This window comes from Nocardiopsis mwathae (genome assembly GCF_014201195.1).
Classification (GTDB): Bacteria; Actinomycetota; Actinomycetes; order Streptosporangiales; family Streptosporangiaceae; genus Nocardiopsis_C; species Nocardiopsis_C mwathae.
Map to the genome: position 1 here is coordinate 1,102,910 of NZ_JACHDS010000001.1, position 20,092 is coordinate 1,123,001.

Annotated in this window: 14 protein-coding genes; 9 read left to right on the forward strand and 5 right to left on the reverse strand. The window is 72.3% G+C overall.

Features of this window, described 5'->3' with window-relative positions; all coding sequences use genetic code 11:
* Positions 1-25: 25 nt before the first annotated feature.
* From HNR23_RS04385 to HNR23_RS04410, 6 genes are all read left to right on the forward strand, one after another.
* Positions 26-1,849: a GTPase gene (locus tag HNR23_RS04385; RefSeq protein ID WP_184079863.1), complete on the forward strand. Its 1,824-nt coding sequence runs from the start codon at positions 26-28 to the stop codon at positions 1,847-1,849.
* Positions 1,846-4,653, forward strand: coding sequence for a GTPase (locus tag HNR23_RS04390; protein WP_184073751.1), 2,808 nt, complete (start codon positions 1,846-1,848; stop codon positions 4,651-4,653). Before HNR23_RS04385 ends, HNR23_RS04390 begins: the two co-directional genes overlap by 4 nt.
* Before the next feature lie 640 nt (positions 4,654-5,293).
* Positions 5,294-6,649 carry a GGDEF domain-containing protein gene (locus HNR23_RS04395; protein ID WP_343070417.1) on the forward strand — a complete coding sequence of 452 codons (1,356 nt, stop codon included), beginning with the start codon at positions 5,294-5,296 and terminating at the stop codon, positions 6,647-6,649.
* A gap of 116 nt (positions 6,650-6,765) precedes the next feature.
* The gene (locus tag HNR23_RS04400) at positions 6,766-7,929 is read left to right on the forward strand and encodes a DUF4192 domain-containing protein (RefSeq protein ID WP_184073753.1); all 1,164 of its coding nucleotides are present in this window, start codon (positions 6,766-6,768) and stop codon (positions 7,927-7,929) included.
* A 39-nt stretch (positions 7,930-7,968) separates the two neighbouring features.
* Positions 7,969-9,630: an energy-dependent translational throttle protein EttA gene (ettA, locus tag HNR23_RS04405; protein ID WP_184073755.1), complete on the forward strand. Its 1,662-nt coding sequence runs from the start codon at positions 7,969-7,971 to the stop codon at positions 9,628-9,630.
* A gap of 141 nt (positions 9,631-9,771) precedes the next feature.
* Positions 9,772-10,278: a globin gene (locus tag HNR23_RS04410; RefSeq protein WP_184079867.1), complete on the forward strand. Its 507-nt coding sequence runs from the start codon at positions 9,772-9,774 to the stop codon at positions 10,276-10,278.
* Positions 10,279-10,328: 50 nt separating this feature from the next.
* On the opposite strand, the gene HNR23_RS04415 is transcribed toward HNR23_RS04410, so the two are convergent.
* Together HNR23_RS04415 and HNR23_RS04420 are read right to left on the reverse strand one after the other, a co-directional pair.
* Positions 10,329-10,796: an acyl-CoA thioesterase gene (locus HNR23_RS04415; protein WP_184079869.1), complete on the reverse strand. Its 468-nt coding sequence runs from the start codon at positions 10,794-10,796 to the stop codon at positions 10,329-10,331.
* A 104-nt stretch (positions 10,797-10,900) separates the two neighbouring features.
* Positions 10,901-13,009 (reverse strand): prolyl oligopeptidase family serine peptidase, encoded by a 2,109-nt coding sequence (locus tag HNR23_RS04420; RefSeq protein WP_184073757.1) that lies wholly within the window; start codon positions 13,007-13,009, stop codon positions 10,901-10,903.
* 360 nt (positions 13,010-13,369) lie between these two features.
* On the opposite strand from HNR23_RS04420, the gene HNR23_RS04425 reads away from it, so the two are divergent.
* Entirely contained in the window at positions 13,370-13,870 is a 501-nt protein-coding gene (locus tag HNR23_RS04425) for an HNH endonuclease (RefSeq protein ID WP_184079871.1), read from the forward strand.
* Positions 13,871-14,073: 203 nt separating this feature from the next.
* On the opposite strand, the gene HNR23_RS04430 is transcribed toward HNR23_RS04425, so the two are convergent.
* Positions 14,074-14,829 (reverse strand): SDR family oxidoreductase, encoded by a 756-nt coding sequence (locus HNR23_RS04430; protein ID WP_184073759.1) that lies wholly within the window; start codon positions 14,827-14,829, stop codon positions 14,074-14,076.
* Between the two features lie 134 nt (positions 14,830-14,963).
* On the opposite strand from HNR23_RS04430, the gene HNR23_RS04435 reads away from it, so the two are divergent.
* Positions 14,964-15,506, forward strand: coding sequence for a MarR family winged helix-turn-helix transcriptional regulator (locus HNR23_RS04435; RefSeq protein WP_343070418.1), 543 nt, complete (start codon positions 14,964-14,966; stop codon positions 15,504-15,506).
* A 19-nt stretch (positions 15,507-15,525) separates the two neighbouring features.
* On the opposite strand, the gene ilvD is transcribed toward HNR23_RS04435, so the two are convergent.
* Both ilvD and HNR23_RS04445 read right to left on the reverse strand, forming a co-directional pair.
* Positions 15,526-17,385, reverse strand: coding sequence for a dihydroxy-acid dehydratase (gene ilvD, locus HNR23_RS04440; RefSeq protein ID WP_184073763.1), 1,860 nt, complete (start codon positions 17,383-17,385; stop codon positions 15,526-15,528).
* A gap of 240 nt (positions 17,386-17,625) precedes the next feature.
* On the reverse strand, positions 17,626-18,294 hold the full coding sequence (locus HNR23_RS04445; protein ID WP_246421951.1) for a nuclease-related domain-containing protein: 669 nt from the start codon (positions 18,292-18,294) through the stop codon (positions 17,626-17,628).
* Positions 18,295-18,641: 347 nt separating this feature from the next.
* Between HNR23_RS04445 and HNR23_RS04450 the strand changes: the two genes are divergently transcribed.
* On the forward strand, positions 18,642-20,066 hold the full coding sequence (locus tag HNR23_RS04450) for an amidase (protein ID WP_184073765.1): 1,425 nt from the start codon (positions 18,642-18,644) through the stop codon (positions 20,064-20,066).
* Positions 20,067-20,092: the final 26 nt, after the last annotated feature.

Below are 20,092 nucleotides of genomic sequence, written 5' to 3' on the forward strand. Positions count from 1 at the left end.
GAGCAAGGAGAAGGGCGGAAGCGCTATGCCCCGGCCGCCTGCCGCGCCGGAATCGACAGGGCCAGGTGAAGCGAGGGCGGAGTCGGCCGCCGCCCCCGGGCGGAGCGCACCCGCCCGGCACGAAGGCGCCCGGCCCGCCATCCCCTCCTCCAAGGCCAAGCACCGGGGCGGGGTCGCCGACGACAGCAGGTTCGAACGCGTCCTGGAAGGGCTGCGCGACCGAGTGCGCGCCATTACCTTCGCCGAGGGCCTGCCCGGCGCCACCGAGGGCGTGACGGCCCGCGCCGACGTGCTGCACCAGCTCGACGACTACGTGCTGCCGCGCGTACGCCGCCCCGACACCCCCCTGCTCATCGCGGTCGCGGGGTCCACCGGCGCCGGAAAGTCCACCCTCGTCAACAGCCTCGTCGGGGAGCAGGTCACCACCACCGGGGTGCGCCGCCCGACCACCAACAGCCCCGTTCTGGCCTGCAACCCGGCCGACGTCGACTGGTTCAACGAGGCCTCCTTCCTACCCACGCTGCCGCGCGTGCGCCAGGAGGGGCTGGCCATGCCGGGCAAGGACGGCATGCTGGTGCTGGCCGCCAGCGAGTGCATGCCCAAGGGCGTGGCGCTGCTGGACACCCCCGACGTCGACTCCGCGGTCGCCGCGCACCACGAGTTCGCAGCGAAGTTCCTCGACGCCGCCGACCTGTGGGTGTTCGTCACCACCAGCCGCCGCTACGCCGACGCCCGGGTCTGGGAGTTCCTGCAGGTCGCGCGCGACCGCGACACCTCGCTCGCGGTGGTGCTCTCGCGGGTGCCCGAGCGCGGGCACGAACAGCTCACCCACCACTTCGGCGCCATGCTGGACGCCAACGGGCTGGGCAACGCGGCCCGGTTCCACATCCCCGAGACCGACCAGATCGCAGGTGAGCGCTTCACCGCCAACACCGCCGACCGCATCCGCGACTACCTGGCCGACGTCGCGGGCGACCTCGCCAAGCGCGACCGCGTCTCCCGGCGCACCTTCATCGGCGTCGTCGACAGCTTCCGCACCCGCGTGCCCGAACTCGCCAAGCAGGTCGAGCGGCAGGTCGAGATCGGCCGGGTGCTGGAGAAGTCGGCGGCCACCGCCTACGACACCGCGGTCGCCGAGGTCACCCGGTCCGTCCAGGACGGTTCACTGCTCCGCGGCAACCTGCTGGCGCGCTGGCAGGACATCGCCGCCAGCGGCGAGCTGGCCCGCACCATGCGGCTGCGCGGCAAGCGGCGCGCCACGACCTCCGAGCAGGCCGCCGAGCGGGTGAAGGCGCTGCAGGGCGCGGTCCGCGACAGCCTGCAGGCCCTCATCCTGTCCTCGGCGGGGCGCGCCGCCGAGCAGGTCGCCGAGCGGTGGGAGGAGGTCCCCGGTGCGGCGGCCATGGCGGACGCGGCCCGGGGCGAGGCGGCCGGGGGCGAGCTGGCCCGCCGCACACGTGAGGAGATCACGGGCTGGCAGCAGCGCGTGGCGGAGCTGGTCGCGGCCGACGGCGCCACCAAGCGGTCCGTCGCCCGCTTCGTCACCTTCGACGCCACCGCGTTCACCCTCGTCCTCATCGTCGACCTGCTGGGGTACGCGGCGGTGGAGCCGACCACCCCGCGCAGCGCCGGGCCGACGCCGCAGCGATTGCTGAAAGGGCTCTTCGGGGCCGAATCGCTGCGTAACATTGGCACGATGGCACGCGACGACCTGCAGCGGTGCGTCACCGAGCTGCTGAACACCGAGCGCGCGCGCTTCCTCGACGCACTGTCCGCGGCGGGGCTGCCGCAAGAAGCCGATGCCGTCCAGCTCTACCAGGCCACGTACAACCTTGAGATTGCGCGATGACGACTCAGCGGAACCCCGCTCACGCCGACGAGGAACCCGACGTGGCGGGAGCCCAGGCCGATCCGGGGGCATCTCCTCCCGCGGATCCCGCGCGGCACGCCCCGGAGGCGCCTGACGGCGCACACCGGGTACGCGGCGACGACCAGTGGACCGGCTACTCCCTCCCGGCCAAGGTCCGCAGGGACGCCGGGTGGACGCAGCCCGCGGGCAACGCCTGGCCGCCGAGCCACCCGGAGGCGTCCGACCCCGCGTCCTACCCGGCGCTGCGCCGCGCCGTCGACATGCAGTCGGGCCCCCACCCCTCCCTCGCCGACGAGCAGGACGCCCCTCCGCCGCCCGGCCACCCCGGGGACGGGAACCGCGCCCGCCCGGCCGGGGCGGAGCAGTGGGGCGACGCCGCCGCGGGCGCGGTCGGCGGGCCGGTCGGCCCCGCGCCGGACGCGGCATCGGCCTCGGGCACCTACCCGGCGCTGCGGCGCGCCGTCGACCGCGTCGGAGGGGGGCGCCGACGCAGGACCAACCCCGACCTCCTTGCCGACGACCCGGACGACGGTGCCGGCTGGCGTACCGACGCCGGTGCCCCGCCCGTGGGCGGCCGCCGCTCCGCGACCGGCCCGCGAACGGCCATGACTCCGCCGCCCGCGACCGCGGAGGCACCCCCGGGCGACCCGGGCACCGTCCCGCCGGCTGCGGCGGCGAACACCGCTCCGCCCCCGGCGGATTCCGCCGCGCAGGCAGCGCCGGAGCCGCAGGGCACCGACGGCCCGGCCACCGGGGGAGCCGACCCCGCTGACCCGGCCGCCTCGGACGGCGGCGCCCGCCCCGAGCGCCCGACCCGCGGCGGTCGGCACGCCGCCCCGAAGCGGCCCGCGTCCGCGGTCGCGGCCGACACGGCCGTCGGCCCCCCGGAGGACACCGTCGACCCCGACGCCCCGGGGACCGGCCCGGTCCACGACGGCACCGACCCCGACGACCCCGAGCGGCTGGCCGACTGGGTGGGCGCGCTCACCGAGGCCGACGACGAGACCTCCAAGATCGCCGGTCGGCGCACCGGGCCGATCCCCATCGTCACCGACGAAACCCGCGGGGACTCCTCCGCCTGGGCGGCGACCGCGACCGATGAGGACGACGAGTACCGGATCAGCTCCAACGACCCGTGGCAGCCCATGCCCGCCACCACCCGCGAGGAGCTGATCGCCCGCCTCGACGCGCTGGCCGAGATCGTCGCGATCGGCCGCGACGATTTCGACCCCGAGCTCATCGCGCACGCCCGCCACCTCCTCGACCATGCCGGTGCCCGGCTCCGCCTCTCGGGGGACCACACCGTCGTCGCGCTCGCGGGCGGCACCGGAAGCGGCAAGTCGTCGCTGTTCAACGCGTTGTGCGGGCTGGAGTTCTCCCGGGTCGGCATCACCCGCCCGACCACCTCCTCGGCGCACGCCTGTGTCTGGGGGAACGAGGGCGCCGACGGCCTGCTGGACTGGCTCGGCGTCCCGCACCGCAGCCGCCACTCGCGCACCAGCGTGCTGGACACCGGGAACTCCGAGCTCAGCGGTCTGATCCTGCTCGACCTGCCCGACCACGACTCCGTGCGGGCCATGCACACCGCCGAGGCCGACCGCCTCATCGGCGCCGCCGACCTGCTCATCTGGGTCCTCGACCCGCAGAAGTACGCCGACGCCGCGGTGCACCACCGCTACCTCAAGGAGATGTCGGGGTACGGTGCGGTCACGGTCGCCGTGCTCAACCAGGTCGACCGGGTGGAGCCCGAGGAGCTCGAAGAGCTCCTCACCGACCTGCGGCGGCTGCTGGAGACCGAGTCCGGTGTGCACCCGCGCGTGCTCACCACATCCGTCCTCACCGGCCACGGCGTCCGCGACCTGCGCGAGCTGCTCATCGGGACCGTCACCGAGCGGCGGGCGCTGATCGACCGGCTCGTCGCCGACCTCGACCAGGTCATCGTCGGCTTCGAGCGCTACCGGGGGGCCGCCGAGCCGCCCGCGGTGTCCGACGCGAGCCGCCTGCGCCTGGTCACCGACCTGCTGTCCGCGAGCGGGGTCTCCGCCATCGCCGACACCACCGAGACGGCGCACGAGCGGCGCGGCAGCAGACGGGTGGGCTGGCCGGTCACCCGTTGGGCGCGCAAGCTGCGTCGCGATCCGCTGCGCGCCATCCGCATGGGCTTCCACAGCGACGACGACGAACGCGGCGTGACCGGCCCGGTCGACGCCCACCAGGCCGAGATCGAGACCGCGACGGCCCAGATCGCCGACGGCGCCGGGGGCTCCCTGCCGTCTCCGTGGCCCAAGCGGCTGCGGGCGGCGGCCCGCCGCAACCTGCGCGACCTTCCGGTGGGCCTGGGCAACGCCATCAGCGAGACCGTGCCCGATGCCGAGGACACACCGCTGTGGTGGCAGATCGTGCGCGTCCTGCAGTACGCGCTGCTGGCCACGGCGGGCGCGGGCCTGGCCTGGTTCTGCACCCTGCTGGTCAGCTGGGTCGGTGGCGGGCTCACCGGCATCGGCCTGCTGGACGACCCCGCCTACCTCGGCTTCGCGGGGGCCGTGGTGGTCGCGACGCTGGCCGTGGGCTGGCTGACCGACGTGGGCTGCCGCAACCTCGTGTCGGTCGCCGCGACCCAGCGCCGCGACCAGGTCGAGAGGGAGAGCGCCGAGCGGGTCCGGGCGATCGCCGAGGAGCTGGTCATCACGCCCTTGGAAGAGGAGCTGGCCCGCTACCGCGCCTTCCGCCGGGCGCTCGGCACCGCCCTGGTGAAGCACGATGAGCAGGACGGGAGCCACTAGGGCGTGTTCGGCGGATGCTTTCCGGTGAGCGAGCAGCCGTCCGGCGCAGCGAGCGTCGTTCCGGTGGCCGCGAGCCGGAAACGATCCGTCAGACACGCCCCAGGTCGCGTTGCGCGGTCCATGTCCCCCGGGCGGCCGCCCGCTCTCCGCAGAGCACCCGGCGAACACGCTCGGGCGGACCCACGCCCACCGGATCCGCTCACGGCGCCGGGCGGGGGTCGCCTCCCCCGCCCGGCGCCGTCCTCCGTCGCAGAAGCGGCTAGACCCACTGGATGCCGGCGGCCATAGTCCCCCCAGTCTGTGTGCGCACACTCGGTAACGGTGCCCAGGGCGCTCGCGGCGGATCCGGACGATCGCCGGGGCCGCCCGCGACGCCGTTCACCGACTCGCGGCCGACCGGGCCGCGCCCCAGGCCATGATCGCCGCGCCGCACGTGTCGGCCAACCCCCGTCGTGCGGCCGCCTGACCGTAATGGGCGGGCTGCAGCGTGCCTCAATCTAGTGGTTTCCGCTCCGCAATGCACAATCGGCGATTAAGGTGTCACTGACTGTGATTCAATGTCGGGTCGTGTCACCCCAAGCCGCCCTGTCCCAGCGGGTTCGGGTGGCGAGGGCCAGTGAGGGCCGGTCCGGGTGCACTGGTGGCGAGCGGGGGGATCGACATGGCGGTGGCCGAGCGGGTAGTTACCGAACGTGAGCGGTCCTGGAGCTGGCAGGCGCGCCGGTGGGCGCTGTTCGACCAACCCCGACCGCTCCTCGTGTTCATGGCGATGGTGCTGGTCTGTGCGGTGTCGCTGCTTGCGATCTCCGCGGCGCTGACCCCCGCGCGCCGTGAGGAGATGGTCACCTTCTGCTCACTCGTGGTATGTGCCGCGATTTGTGTGGAGGCGATGCGCCGACTCGGTACCCCGACCGGTCTGACCCGCGATCTGCTGGGGGCGTGGTGGTTTCCCACCCTTCTGCTCCTACCGCCGGTGTACTCCCTTATCATCCCCATTCCGGTCTATCTCCTCCTGCAGTTCCGTATCAGGAGGACCATGCTGCACCGACGCGTGTTCAACGCCGCGTCGGTCGGGCTGTCGGGGTTCATCGCCTCGGCCGTCTTCCACCTCGCCCTCACCGGTGACATCGTCGGCCCGGCCGGGATGCCCTCCCACATCGGCCGGGAGATCCTGGTGACCGGGTCGGGGGCGCTGCTGGCGGTGTTCTGCTGCGCCCTGTTCACCGTGCTGAACACGCTGACCATCGCGATGGCCGTGCACCTGAGCGCGTCCGACACCACCTGGCGCCGACTGCTGTGGGACCGCGAGGCCGTCACCGTCGACAGCGTCGAGATGTGCGTGGGGCTCACCGTCGCCATCCTCTCCGGACTGTCGGTACTGCTGCTGCTCATCGCCGTGCCGCCGGTCATGCTGCTCCAGCGCAGCCTGATGTACCAGCAGCTGCAGGCCGCCGCCCGCACCGACCCCAAGACCGGGCTGCTCAACGCGGCGACCTGGGAGCGCGAGGCGCGCGCCGAGCTGCGCCGCGCCGTGCACGGACGGCGGTCGGCCGCGGTGCTGGTCATCGACATCGACCACTTCAAGCGGGTCAACGACACCTACGGGCACCTGGTCGGCGACCACGTACTGGCGGGCGTGGCGGCCACGCTCGCCCACCAGCTGCGCCAGGGCGACAGGATCGGCCGCTTCGGCGGCGAGGAGTTCGTCGTGCTCCTGCCGGGCGCCGACATGGCCGAGGCGTGCCGGGTGGCCGAACGGCTCCGCTGCACGGTCGGCCGCACCGTCCTGGCGATCGGCGAGCACACCGTGGACATCACCGTCTCGATCGGGGTGGCGCTCCTGCGCACGCACGGCGACGACCTCGTCGACCTGCTCGCCGCCGCCGACCTCGCCCTCTACCGGGCCAAGGACGCCGGACGCGACCGCGTGTGCCTTCCCGCGTTGCGCCGGCCGCCCACCCTGCGGCAGTCGCCGCTCCGGCATCGCGCGAGGTGAGCGCGGCGGCGTCGCCCCTCCCGCACCCCCGGACCGGTCGGCGCCGGGTCTCCGGGCGTCCACAGGGCCGAACGGCGCCTTTGCCGGGTGATCGCGCGATCACCCACCGTGGACGCATGGCACACGACGACGGTCCGCACCTCTCCTCCTTCACCGATCCGCCCACCCTCACCATCGGCGGCCCCACCGACGTCATCGCCGCCGTCCCCTACCTCCTCGGCTTCCACCCCGCCGACTGCCTCGTCATCCTCGGGCTCCGCCCGGGAGCCGCGCGCCTGCGCTGCGTGCTCCGCTGCGACCTGGCCGACCGGCCGCCCGACCTGCCCGCGCAGTGGGGCCGGCAGGTCGCCGCACTGCTGGCCGAGGCCGGCTGCGCCAACGTGATCGCGGTCGGGTACGGCCCGGCGCACCGCATCACCCCGCTGGTGGACGCACTGCGCGCGCACGCCCCGGCCGCCGGGGTGCCGGTGCGGGAGGCGCTGCGGGTGGTCGGCGGCCGCTACTGGTCCTATGTCTGCTCCGCGCCGGAGTGCTGCCCGCCCGACGGAGTCGCCTACGACGTCGGCACTTCCACGGTCCCGGCCACCGCGGTCGTCGGTGGGCTCACCGCCTGGCGCGACCGGCGGCTGATCGAGGAGTTCGTCGCCCCGGTCGGCGGACCGCGCTCGACCGAGATGCGGCGGGCGACGGCCCAGGCCGAGGCGCGCGCCGCGCGGCTGCGTCGCCACGCGTCCGACCTGGGCCCCACGGCGGTGCGCACCGCCCTGCGGGTCGAGGGCGTGCGCGCGGTACACGCGGCGGTCGGCGCCGCGCGCGACGGCCGCCTCGTCGACGACCCGGAGGCCATCGCCTGGCTCGGCCTGGTCCTGGCCAGCGTCCGCGTGCGCGACGAGGCGTGGGCACTCATCGACGCCGAACACATCGACACCCACGTCGGACTGTGGCGCCACGTCTTCCGGCACGTGGGCCCGGAATACGCGGCCGCCCCCGGAGCGTTACTCGCTTTTGCCGCCTGGCAGAGCGGCGACACCGCCCTGGCCGACGTCGCGCTGGACCGCGTCGAAGAGTCGGCGCCCCACTACACGATGGCGGCGCTGGTGCGCCAGGCGGTGCGCGGCGGGATGCCCCCGGAGAAGTGGGAGCCGATGAGCACCGAGTGGCTGGAGCGGGTCGCGCCGCTGGCCGGCCCGGACGGTCCCACGGCCCTGCCGGAGGCGGTGGAGCAGACCGGAGCAGCAGGGACGACCGGGACGGGCGCGGACGATGCGAATCCGCCGTGATGTCAAGGGCACCTGCGCGTACGCCCTAGGCTGGAGAGCATGCCGGAGTACATCTACACCATGCGGAACGTGCGCAAGACGCACGGCGACAAGGTCGTCCTGGACGACGTTTCGGGTTCGTTCCTGCCCGGCGCCAAGATCGGTGTCGTCGGGCCGAACGGCGCGGGTAAGTCCACCCTGCTGAAGGTCCTGGCGGGCGTCGAGCAGCCGTCCAACGGTGAGGCTCGGCTGATGCCCGGGTTCAGCGTGGGCATGCTGGCCCAGGAGCCGCACCTCGATCCGGACAAGACGGTCCTGCAGAACGTCGAGGACGGCGTCGCCGAGACCAAGCGGATGCTGGACCGGTTCAACGAGATCGCCGAGAAGATGGCGACCGACTACTCCGACGATCTCCTCGAAGAGATGGGCAAGCTGCAGGAGCAGCTCGACCACCGCAACGCCTGGGACCTCGACAGCCAGCTGGCCCAGGCCATGGACGCGCTGCGCTGCCCGCCGGCCGACACCCCCGTCACCAACCTCTCCGGTGGCGAGAAGCGCCGTGTCGCGCTGTGCCGCCTGCTGCTGGAGAAGCCCGACATGCTCCTCCTCGACGAGCCCACCAACCACCTCGACGCCGAAAGCGTGCAGTGGCTGGAGCAGCACCTGGAGAGCTACGCGGGGACGATCGTCGCGATCACCCACGACCGCTACTTCCTCGACCACGTCGCCACGTGGATCCTGGAGATCGACCGCGGCAAGCTCTACCCCTACGAGGGCAACTACACCACCTACCTCGACACCAAGGCCGCCCGCCTGAAGGTCGAGGGGCAGAAGGACGCCAAGCGGCAGAAGCGGATCAAGGAAGAGCTGGAGTGGGTCCGCTCCAACGCCAAGGCGCGCCAGACCAAGAGCAAGGCCCGTCTCCAGCGCTACGAGGAGATGGCCGCCGAGGCGGCAAAGACCCGCAAGCTGGACTTCGAGGAGATCCAGATTCCGCCGGGCCCGCGCCTGGGCGGCACGGTGGTCGAGGTCAAGAACCTCAGCAAGGGCTACGAGGAGCAGCTGATCGAGGGCCTGAGCTTCTCGCTCCCGCCCAACGGCATCGTCGGTGTCATCGGCCCCAACGGTGTCGGTAAGACGACCCTCTTCAAGATGATCGTCGGTGAGGAGCAGCCCGACGGCGGCTCGATCAACGTCGGCGACACGGTGCAGATCTCCTACGTCGACCAGTACCGGAGCCGCATCAACCCGGACAAGAACGTCTGGGAGGTGATCTCCGACGGCGAGACCTTCATCCAGGTCGGCAACGTCGAGATCCCCAGCCGCGCGTACGTGGCGGCGTTCGGCTTCAAGGGCTCCGACCAGCAGAAGCCGGCCGGTGTGCTGTCCGGCGGTGAGCGCAACCGCGTCAACCTCGCGCTCACCCTGAAGCAGGGCGGCAACCTGCTGCTGCTGGACGAGCCCACCAACGACCTGGACGTCGAAACGCTGGGCTCGCTGGAGAACGCGCTGCTGGACTTCCCCGGCTGCGCGGTGATCACCAGCCACGACCGCTGGTTCCTGGACCGCGTCGCCACGCACATCCTGGCGTGGGAGGGCGAGTCCGACTGGTACTGGTTCGAGGGCAACTTCGAGGCCTACGAGAAGAACAAGATCGAGCGTCTCGGCCCTGAGGCCGCGCGCCCGCACGCGGTGACCCACCGCAAGCTCACCCGCGACTGACCACCGACGTCTCCGGCTCACGGCCCGGATCCGCCGGAGGGCGGATCCGGGCCGCGCCGTATCCGCCGAGTCGTCGGCCCGTTCCCGGTGGGCCCCGGCGGTCGCCAGGCGGCCGGAGAGCACATAGGCTGTCCGGTGACTATGACTTCCGCGCGCGATGACCAAGTGACCTTCTACGAGGCCGTCGGCGGCGAAGAGACCTTCGTCCGCCTCGTCCGCCGCTTCTACGAGGGCGTCGCAGGCGACCCCGTGCTGCGGGCGATGTACCCCGAGGAGGACCTCGGCCCGGCCGAAGAGCGGCTGCGCCTGTTCCTCATCCAGTACTGGGGCGGCCCGCGCACCTACAGCGAGCGCCGGGGCCACCCCCGGCTGCGCATGCGGCACGTCCCCTTCACCATCGGCGCCCCCGAACGCGACCGGTGGCTGCGGCACATGCGCGCCGCCATGGACGACATCGCTCTCCCCGCACCGCTCGACCGGCAGATGTGGGAGTACATGGTGATGGCCGCGCACAGCATGGTCAACGCCCCCGAAGCCGCGGCGGAGCAGGCCGCTGCGGCTCAGGTCGCCGACCCCACCTCGATCAGCGTGGAGCGCAGCGGCGACGACAGCGACGGCGACGAACCCATCCGCATCTCGCTCCGATGATCATGGGGGCGGATCCGGTCCTGCCCGTTCCGCCCGATCATTCCGCCCGATCATTTCCCATGTTCACCGCCGGTCACGGGGTGCAGGTACTCCCCGAGGTAGGCCCGTTCATCCTCGTCGAGGCGGCGGGGTGACTGCGACTCCAGGTCGTAGCCGACGATGACCGAGGCGGCACGCGCGTAGACGTGGTCGTCGTCGAGGATCTCGTACTCCAGCCGGAAGCTCGCGTTGCGGATCTCCGACACCCACGTCTCGACGCGCACCGGCTCCGGGCGCAGCAGGATCGGGCGCAGGTAGTCGACCTCGTGCCGGGCGACGACCATGCCGCCCACTCGGGCCGCCCCGACCTCCGGCACGTCCCACTTGAGGAACGCGACCCGGGCATCCTCCAGGTAGGTCAGCATCCGGACGTTGTTGACGTGGTTCAACGGGTCCAGGTCGGCGAAGCGGACGGTCGCGAGGTACACATGCCGCCGGGGACCGCCCCCCGGGTCCTCCGAGACGGGGGTCGCGGTCATGTGCTCGGTCACGGCTGTCATCCCTCCACCGGTCGTCCACGCTGCAACCCGGCGATTCTCTCAGGTCGGCGGGCGACAGCGGCGCCCGGCCTCGGAGACGCCGGTCACACCGGCCCGTCCACCTTCAGGCCGGTGTGGTGTGCCAGGAAGGCCAGCTGGTCGGCGCTGAGGCGCACGCTGCGGCTCACCGAGCGGGAGCTGTGCCCGACATCGGCCTCGCGGCGCAGCAGGATCGGCCGCTCCTCGAACGGCGCCCCGGTGGCGTACTGCAGCTCCGCGCACATCTTCCGGGCGTGCAGCGGGTCGACCCGGGTGTCGTTGTCGAACACGGTGAACAGCGTCGCCGGGTAGCGCACGCCCTCGCGCACGTTGTGGTAAGGCGAGTAGGCCAGCAGCCAGCCGAGCGCCTCGGGGTCCTCGGCGCTGCCGTACTCGCCGTTCCACAGCTGCCCCAGCCCGAAGCGCTCGTAGCGGACCATGTCCAGCAGCGGAGCCGAGCACACGGCTGCGGCGAACAGGTCGGGGCGCTGCGTGATCGACGCGCCGACCAGCAGCCCGCCGTTGCTGCCGCCCATCACGGCCAGCCGGTCGGCGGTGGTGACACCGGTGGCGATGAGGTGCTCGGCGGCGCTCGCGCAGTCGTCGAACACGTTCTGCTTGGCGGCCAGCATGCCGCCGCGGTGCCATTCCTCGCCCTCCTCCAGACCGCCCCGGAGGTTGGCGATCGCGTACACGCCCCCGGCCCGCACCCATGCCAGCGCGGTGGCGTTGTAACCCGGGGTCAGCGAGATCGAGAAGCCCCCGTAGCCGTACAGGACCGCGGGGCGCGGACCGGCGCCGTCCTCCTCGGGCGGGGAGACCACCAGCATGCGCACGGCCGTCCCGTCGCGGGAGGTGAAGGTGACCTGCTCGGTACGCACCTCGGGAAGGTCGAGGGTGCCCGGCGGGCTCGCCCACAGGGACACCTCGCCGGTCCGCGCGTCGTAGTGGTGGACCGCGGTCGGCGACGTGTTGTCGGCGTAGCCGAACCACGCCTCGTGCCCGCCCTCGGGGCGCTCGATCAGCCCGCCGATCGAGCCGAGGCCCGGTAGCGGTAGTGCGCCGCGCCGCTCGCCGGAGGCGAGGTCGTGCACGGTGACCTCGCTGATGGCGTGCCGACGCCAGGAGACCAGCAGCTGCGGGGTGTCCGATTCGGCCCCGTCCAGGACGGCGAAGTCGGCGAGCACGGCGTCCGGGTCGGTGGCGATGAGGGTGCGCCAGTGCGCGTAGGAGGGCGCGGCGGGGTCGGCCACGCACAGGCGGCCGCGCGGTGCGTCGCGGTCGGTGAACAGGTAGAGCCGGCCGTCGCGTCCCACGTGCGGGGAGACCTCGGCGTCCACGCCCTCCTGGATCGGCACGAAGCGCGGCGCCTCGGGGCCGGCCCCGGAGAGGTCGGCGATCCAGGCGTCGTTGCGCGCGTCCGTGCCCTTTGAGGCGGTGAGCACCAGCCACCGCGCGTCGCGGCTCAGGGACAGGCCGAAGTACTCGGTCTTGTCGCGGCCCTCCCCGAAGATCAGCACGTCCTCGTCGACGGGCGTACCGACCCGGTGCAGGTAGACGCGCCGGTGGTACTGCTCCTCGCCCTCGGGGACCAGGTCGGGTGCCAGGCGCCGGATGTAGTAGAACGCCTCGCCGCCGGGCAGCCAGGCGATGGGGGAGTAGCGGCAGCGGTCGATCGGGCCGTCGACCTCCTCACCGGTGGCCACGTCCATGACGCGCAGCAGCGACTCCTCGTCGCCGCCCTCGGAGAGCTGGTAGGCGATCAGCCGGCCCTCGCGGTCGGGGCGCCAGGAGTCGAGCGTGGTGCCGCCGCTGGGGTCGATGGCGGTGGGGTCGATCAGCACCCGTTCGGTGCCGCCGTCCGGGTCCACGGTGTGCAGCACCCCGTGCTCCTGCTCGGCGGTCCGGCGGGTGAAGAAGCGCCTCTCACCCCGCCAGACGGGCGCGCCCACGAACCCGGCACCCATGAGTTCGTGGATGCGCTCGGCGAACCACTCGCGGGCGGGCAGGCTCGCGGCCTCCTCGGTATAGAGGCCGTCCTGGGCGGCCGCCCACTCCTTCGTCTGGGCGGAATCGGCCTCTTCCAGCCAGCGGTAGGGGTCACGGATGTCGTATCCGTGCAGCGATTCGCTGAGTTCCAGCCGCTCGGCGGCGGGGTAACGGCGTACAGGCATGTCCGAACTCTATCCACAGACCTTTGGCGTGCGCTCCCGGCGCGGCTGACTGGGAAAAGGGGGACGGTGGCAGAAGATGAGTTTCCCGGAGGTTTTCCCGGGCTCCCGGTATTTGGGGTGGCGGTGGAGCGCTTCGACCAAGCAAACTGAATGCGGGACGTTACTCGGCGGGAACCACCCACGGGAGGTCCGTGTGGAAACGCGAACGGTTCCGGTCATGCGACCGGTACACAAGGAGGCAGCCTGGCTGGCCGATCGGCTGGCCGGGGAAGAGACAGGCGGCTCGCCGGCCGACACGCCGGCACGGGAGACGCGATGAGCACCGCACGCGGTACGGAGGGCGGCACAGTCCACCGCCACGTGCTGCTTCTCAACGCGAGTTACGAACCTTTGACGACCCTACCGTTGCGGCGAGCGATCCTGCTGGTGTTGCGGGAAAAAGCCGAAGTCGTGCATGGCGACGCCGGAGGCGCCGTCCTGCACTCGGCGTCCACCGCGCTGTCGGTTCCGTCGGTGATCCGGCTTCGGCGCTACATCCGCGTCCCCTACCGGAGACGGGTCCCCCTCACCCGGGTGGCGCTCATGCGCCGGGACGGGCACCACTGCGCCTACTGCGGGAAGCGGGCCGAGACCATCGACCACGTGATCCCGCGCAGCCGCGGCGGCGCCCACGTGTGGGAGAACGTCGTGGCGTCGTGCAAACCGTGTAACCACCGCAAGGCCGACCGCCTCCTCGACGAGCTCGGCTGGGAACTGAACGTCACACCCACGGTTCCCCGGGGCCTGCACTGGCGGCTCATCAACGGCGAGAATCACGGCGACCCCCAGTGGGCGCCGTACATGGCCCGAGTGGCGGCCTGACCGGCCCGAAGAAGAGCCGAAGGAGAACAACCGAGAACGCCCCACGGCCCCAGGCCACCGGCGCCCAGGACCCCACCGGCCCTGGGCGCCGCCCTTTCCGCCCGCCCCGCAATGGAGAACCCGGTGGCCCGGTGGCCCGGTGGCCCGGTGGCCCGGTGGCCCGGTGGCCGGCCCGGCCGGATGGCGGCCGGGCCGGCCACGCCTCAGCGCCCGAGGTGGGCGCCGCCGTTGACGTGCAGTACCTGGCCGGTGATGTGTCCGGCGCCGGGGGAGGCGAGAAAGCCGACCAGAGCGGCGATGTCGTCGGGGGTTCCGGCCCGCCCGGTCGCGGTGGCAGCGATGAGCCGCCGCTCGCGCTCCTCGCCCAGTCGGCCACGGAAGAACTCGGTGCCGACGGTGAGTCCGGGTGAGACCACGTTGGCCGTGATCTCCTGACCACCGAGCTCTGCCGCCAGGTCGGCCGTCCACGCCTCCACGGCGGCCTTGGCCGCTCCGTAGGACCCTGCCCCGGTCCGAGCGGCGATGGACCCGATGGTCACCACGCGGCCCCCGGGGGTGAGCCGGGGGCGGAGAGCCGCCGTGAGCAGGACCGCCGAGAGCAGGTTCGCGTCGATGTTGCGCCGCCAGCCTGCTGCCAGCTCCGCAAGTTCCCCGGTGCGGGGCATTCCGCCGGCCCCCGCATCGCCGTCCGGTCTCGGCGGCTCGTCCAGGTCGGCGTTTCCGCCTGCATTGTTGACCAGGACATCGACCGCCTCGGGCAGCCGGGGTAGGGCGGCCTCCAGCGCGGAGGGGTCGGCCACGTCGCAGACCACCGCATCGGCGCCGATCGCCTCGGCGGCCTGCCGGAGTAGCTCGGCCCGGCGCCCCAGGATCGTCACCCGGGCTCCGGACGATGCGAAGTGCTCGGCCACGGCCCGGCCGATACCTGTCCCGCCTCCGGACACCACGACGCGCGCCACAGTAATCTCCTTTAGTGCTGAAATATGTGTTTCAGCGCTAAAGTACCACTATGGGAAGTGAACACGGAGAAAAGTGCGCTGGGGAGTGTGCGGCAGCACCCGCGAAGGGCGCCACCCAGCCAACGGAGGACGCGGTGGACCGCATCCAGAAGGCGTGGCTGCGCGAGCGGCCCGGCACCCCGGTCGACTCCATCGGCGTCATCACCCGTGTCTGGCAGGTGGCCAAGCTTCTCGACGACGACCGCAGGCGCACCATGGCCCGCCTGGGCATGGACGCCGCCACCCGTGACCTACTCAGCACCCTGCGGCGGGCCGGTCCGCCCTACCGGCTCACCCCCGGAGAGATCGCCCGGGCCGCACTGGTCAGCCCGGGGGCGGTGTCGCTGCGGCTGGCCCGTGCCGAGGAGCAGGGCCTGGTGCGCCGCTTCAAAGAGGGGGCGGATGGGCGCAGCACGACCGTCGAGCTCACGCCGGAGGGGCACGCCCTCATCGAGCGGACCGTCGACGACCTGCTCCGACATGAGGAGAGCCTGCTGGACGGCCTCACCACCGATCAGCGGGACCAGCTCGCCGACCTGCTGCGCGTTCTGCTCGCTCACCTCGGCGAGCGCACCGCCGCACACAAGTCGGCCGCCCCACCGCGGCCGGAAGGGTCCGGTGCGGTGGGGCGGCCATGAACGGGAGCCGCGAGTCGGCTTACTCCACCTGGGTGACGTCGCGGGCGGCGCCGGTGGAGGCGGAGGTGGCCATGGCGGCGTAGGCGCGGAGGGCCGGGGTGACCGGGCGGTCGCGGTTCTTGGGGCGGAAGCGGCCGAGTTCCTTGAGGAGGCGTTCGCGGCGGGCCTCCAGTTCCTCGGCGGGGACCTCCAGGGTGATACCGCGGCCGGGGATGTCGATGGAGATGATGTCGCCGTCCTCGACCAGGGCGATGTCGCCGCCCGAGGCCGCCTCGGGGGAGGCGTGGCCGATGGACAGGCCCGACGTGCCGCCGGAGAAGCGTCCGTCGGTGATCAGGGCGCAGGCCTTGCCCAGGCCGCGGCCCTTGAGGAAGCTCGTCGGGTACAGCATCTCCTGCATGCCGGGGCCGCCCTTGGGGCCCTCGTAGCGGATGACGACGACGTCGCCCGCCTCGACGCGCTTGCCGAGGATGCCGTCGACCGCGTCCTCCTGGCTCTCGAAGACCTTGGCCGGGCCGCTGAACGTCCACAGCTCCTCCTCGACCCCGGCCGTCTTGACGATGGCGCCGTCCGGGGCGAGGTTGCCGGACAGCACCGCGAGGCCGCCGTCGGCGGTGTAGGCGTGCTCGACGGAGCGGATGCAGCCGCCTGCCCGGTCGGTGTCCAGGGTGTCCCAGCGGACGTCCTGGGAGTAGGCCTTGGTGGTGCGCCGACCGCCCGGGGCGGCGTGGAACAGCTCGACGGCCTCGGGCCGGACTCGGTCGGAGGCGATGTCCCACGCGGCCAGGAGCTCGCCGACGGTGCGGCCGTGCACCGTCGGCAGCGAGGTGTCGAGCAGCCCGCCGCGGGCGAGTTCGCCGAGGATGGCGGGGATCCCGCCGGCGCGGTGGACGTCCTCGATGTGGTACTTGTCGGTGTTCGGCGCGACCTTGCACAGGCAGGGCACCCGGCGCGACAGCGCGTCGATCTCCGTGAGCCCGAAGTCCACTCCGGCCTCGGTGGCCGCGGCCAGCAGGTGCAGGATGGTGTTGGTGGAGCCGCCCATGGCGACGTCGAGTGCCATGGCGTTGGCGAAGGCCGCCGGGGTGGCGATGGACAGCGGCAGCACCGAGGGGTCGTCGTCCTCGTAGTAGCGCCGCGCGGCCTCGACCACCAGGCGTCCGGCGTCCTCGTAGAGCCTCTTGCGGGCGACGTGGGTGGCCAGCACGGTGCCGTTGCCGGGCAGGGCCAGCCCGATGGCCTCGGTCAGGCAGTTCATCGAGTTGGCGGTGAACATGCCCGAGCAGGAGCCGCAGGTGGGGCAGGCGGCCTCTTCCATCTCGTCCAGCTCGGCCTGCGAGACGCTCTCGTCGGCGGCGGCGATCATCGGGTTGATCAGGTCGAGCTTGCGGACCGTGGTGGCGGTGCCCTCGACGACCGTGACCTTGCCGGCCTCCATCGGGCCGCCGGAGACGAACACCGTGGGGATGTTCAGCCGCATGGCGGCCAGCAGCATGCCCGGGGTGATCTTGTCGCAGTTGGACACGCACACGAGCGCGTCGGCGCAGTGGGCGTTGACCATGTACTCCACGGCGTCGGCGATCAACTCGCGGCTGGGCAGCGAGTAGAGCATCCCACCGTGGCCCATGGCGATGCCGTCGTCGACCGCGATGGTGTTGAACTCGCGGGGGACGCCGCCCGCCTCGCGAACGGCGTCCGCTACGACGTCGGCCACCTCGCGGAGGTGGACGTGGCCCGGAACGAACTGGGTGAAGCTGTTGGCGACGGCCACGATGGGCTTGCCGAAGTCTTCACGTTCCACGCCGGACGCGCGCATGAGGGCGCGCGCTCCGGCCATGTTCCTGCCGTGGGTGACCGTGCGTGAGCGAAGCGCGGGCATGGGGTGGGACTCCCATCGACTACGAGTGGTTCCTCTCGATGGTAGCCGTGCCCGCGACGTGCTCGCGTCTCGGTGGAGAAGATCGAACGTCCGGATGCTGAGATGGCGGGGTTCGGGCGGAGGAAAGCGAGGGATGGGCGGACCGAGGCCGCCCATCCCGCCCGACCGGGGCCAGGGGATCGGGCCGATCGAGGCTCGCTCAGGTGCGCCGCCTCGGGGACGCTCCGCGCGGAGCACCCCTCAGTAGCGCTGCGGAAGGACCTTGAGCGCCGCCTGGTAGATCTCCTCGATCTCTGTCTCGGTCAGCCGGTCCTTTCCGGTACGCAGCCACTTGCGCACCTTGTGTCCCTGGATGATGTCGACGCCGCGCAGCCGGTGGCTGTCCCACGGCATGCCCGGTCCGTAGATGGCCAGCGACGCGCGCACCTTGATCTCGCGGCCGAGCTCCTCGCTGATGAGGCGCTGGGCCACGAGGGCCTCCTCCAAGGCCTCATCGATGCGCTCGTTCTTCGAGAACCGCCCGTGGTAGAGCTTTTCCAGCTTGTTGCGCAGCGGCAGACGCTTGTCCCAGGACTCGGAGTCGATGGCGAACGCGCCGCGGCGCCCGACGATGAAGTGGTCGATCTGCCCGTTGCCGCCGGGGATGCCGCGGGCGTGTAGGACCCGGTAGCCCATGCGCTGCATCACCCGGAGCTGGGCCTCGGTCTTGCGCTGCGCGGCCGAGGGCGTGCGCCACCGCGGCACCTCGGAGTAGCGCCGGACGGAGTAGACGGTCATACCGATGAGCGCGGCGGCACCGAGGGTCACGCCGATGCGCCAGTCACTCGTGAGGAATCCGACGGCCAAGCCGACCACGACGGCCATGCCGGCGCGGACCGCCCATCGTCGCGCCGACTCTCCGGCGAGCAGTGAGCCATAGGTTCCGGCCGTGGCGTCTCTGAGACCGAGCGAACTTCGGAAACGACCGCCGTCGGCTGTGACGAACGGGGACGGGTAGGACGGTTCGGGGCCCTGGTCGCCCTCTTTGACTCTGGTTGCCGATTCCACAATGGAAAGAGTAGATCCCTGGATTTGCGAGTCATAGTCCATCGGATCTCACACTTTTCTTCCCTGCGGCGAGGTGTTTCTCACGTGTTCAGGCGCCTGCGGCAGGGAATATCTGGTCCTTATCGGCCGACCTCTCTAGAGAAGGCGCCCGCAGCCGCTTCCCGGGGCGCGCCGCCCCCCGGCCTCATGCGTCCAGTTACCCTCGGCTCATGACGGAGATCCACCACCTCACGGCGATCGAGCTGGCCCGCGCCGTGCGGGAACGCGAACTTTCCCCCACCGAGATCACCGACCACTACCTGGCGCGCATCGAACGGCATGACGAGCGCGTCGGTGCCTTCATTACGGTCACCCAGGAACAGGCGAGGCAGCAGGCGCGAAACGCGGAGAAGCGGGTGATCCAGGAATCGCCCGAGGACCTGCCCCCGCTGCTCGGCGTGCCGGTCCCGATCAAGGACCTGGACCCCCAGGCCGGAGTCCGGCACACCTACGGCTCCCGGGCGTTCGCCGACAACGTCCCCGACTACGACGCCGCCGTCGTCACCCGGCTCCGTGCCGCGGGCGCGGTCTTCCCCGGCAAGACCAACACACCGGAGTTCGGATCCCCCTGCTACACCGAGAACGACGTCGCCCCGCCCGCGCGCACCCCCTGGGACCTCACCCGGTCGGCCGGGGGATCCAGCGGCGGCGCCGCGGCCGCGGTGGCCGCGGGCCTGGCGCCCGTCGCGCACGCCAGCGACGGCGGCGGCTCCATCCGCATCCCCGCCAGTGTCTGCGGCATCTTCGGCATCAAGCCCACCCGCGGCCGCATCAGCGGGGCCCCGGAGAAACCCGACCTCATCGGCCTGTCCACCGCGGGCCCCCTCGCCCGAACGGTGCGCGACGCCGCGCTGCTGCTCGACGTCATGTCGGTCAGCATCCCCGGCGACTACTACACCGCCCCGCCGCTGCCCGCGGGGGAGACCTTCCTCGGCCACGCCGGGCGCGACCCCGGTCGGCTGCGCCTCGCCCGCTTCCGTGCCCCGGTCGTCCCCGGCGCGGAGGTCCACCCCGACGTGGTCGCCGCCTACGAGTCGGCGACCGAGCTGCTGGTCTCCCTCGGCCACGACGTCGAGGAGATCGAGCCGCCCTTCGATTCCGCGGCGATGGACCACTTCGCCACGGTATGGGCGGTGATGGCGCTGGCCGTCCCGGTGCCGCCGGAGCGCGAGGAGCTGCTGCGCCCGCTCAACCGCTGGTTGCGCGAACGCGGCCGCTCCTGCTCTGCCCAGGACTACCTGCGGGCGACCACCGCGCTCCAGCAGGGCGTCCGTGCCGCACTGCCCCGGGTCCTGGGATACGACGCGGTGCTGACCCCGACGCTGGCGCTGCCCCCGGTACCGGTCGGCCACTTCGGCACCGACCCGGCCGAGGAGTTCGCACGGATGACCGCGTTCACCCCCTTCACCTCCATGTTCAACGTCACCGGGCAGCCCTCGGTCAGCGTCCCGCTCCACTGGACCGACGAGGACCTGCCCATCGGCGTCATGATCAGCGGCCCCATGGGCGGCGAGCCGATGCTCCTGTCCCTCTCCGCCCAACTGGAGGCGGCGCACCCCTGGATCGACCGCACTCCGCCGATCTGGAGCCGGTGACCCGCACGGCCGCCGCCCCTACCGGG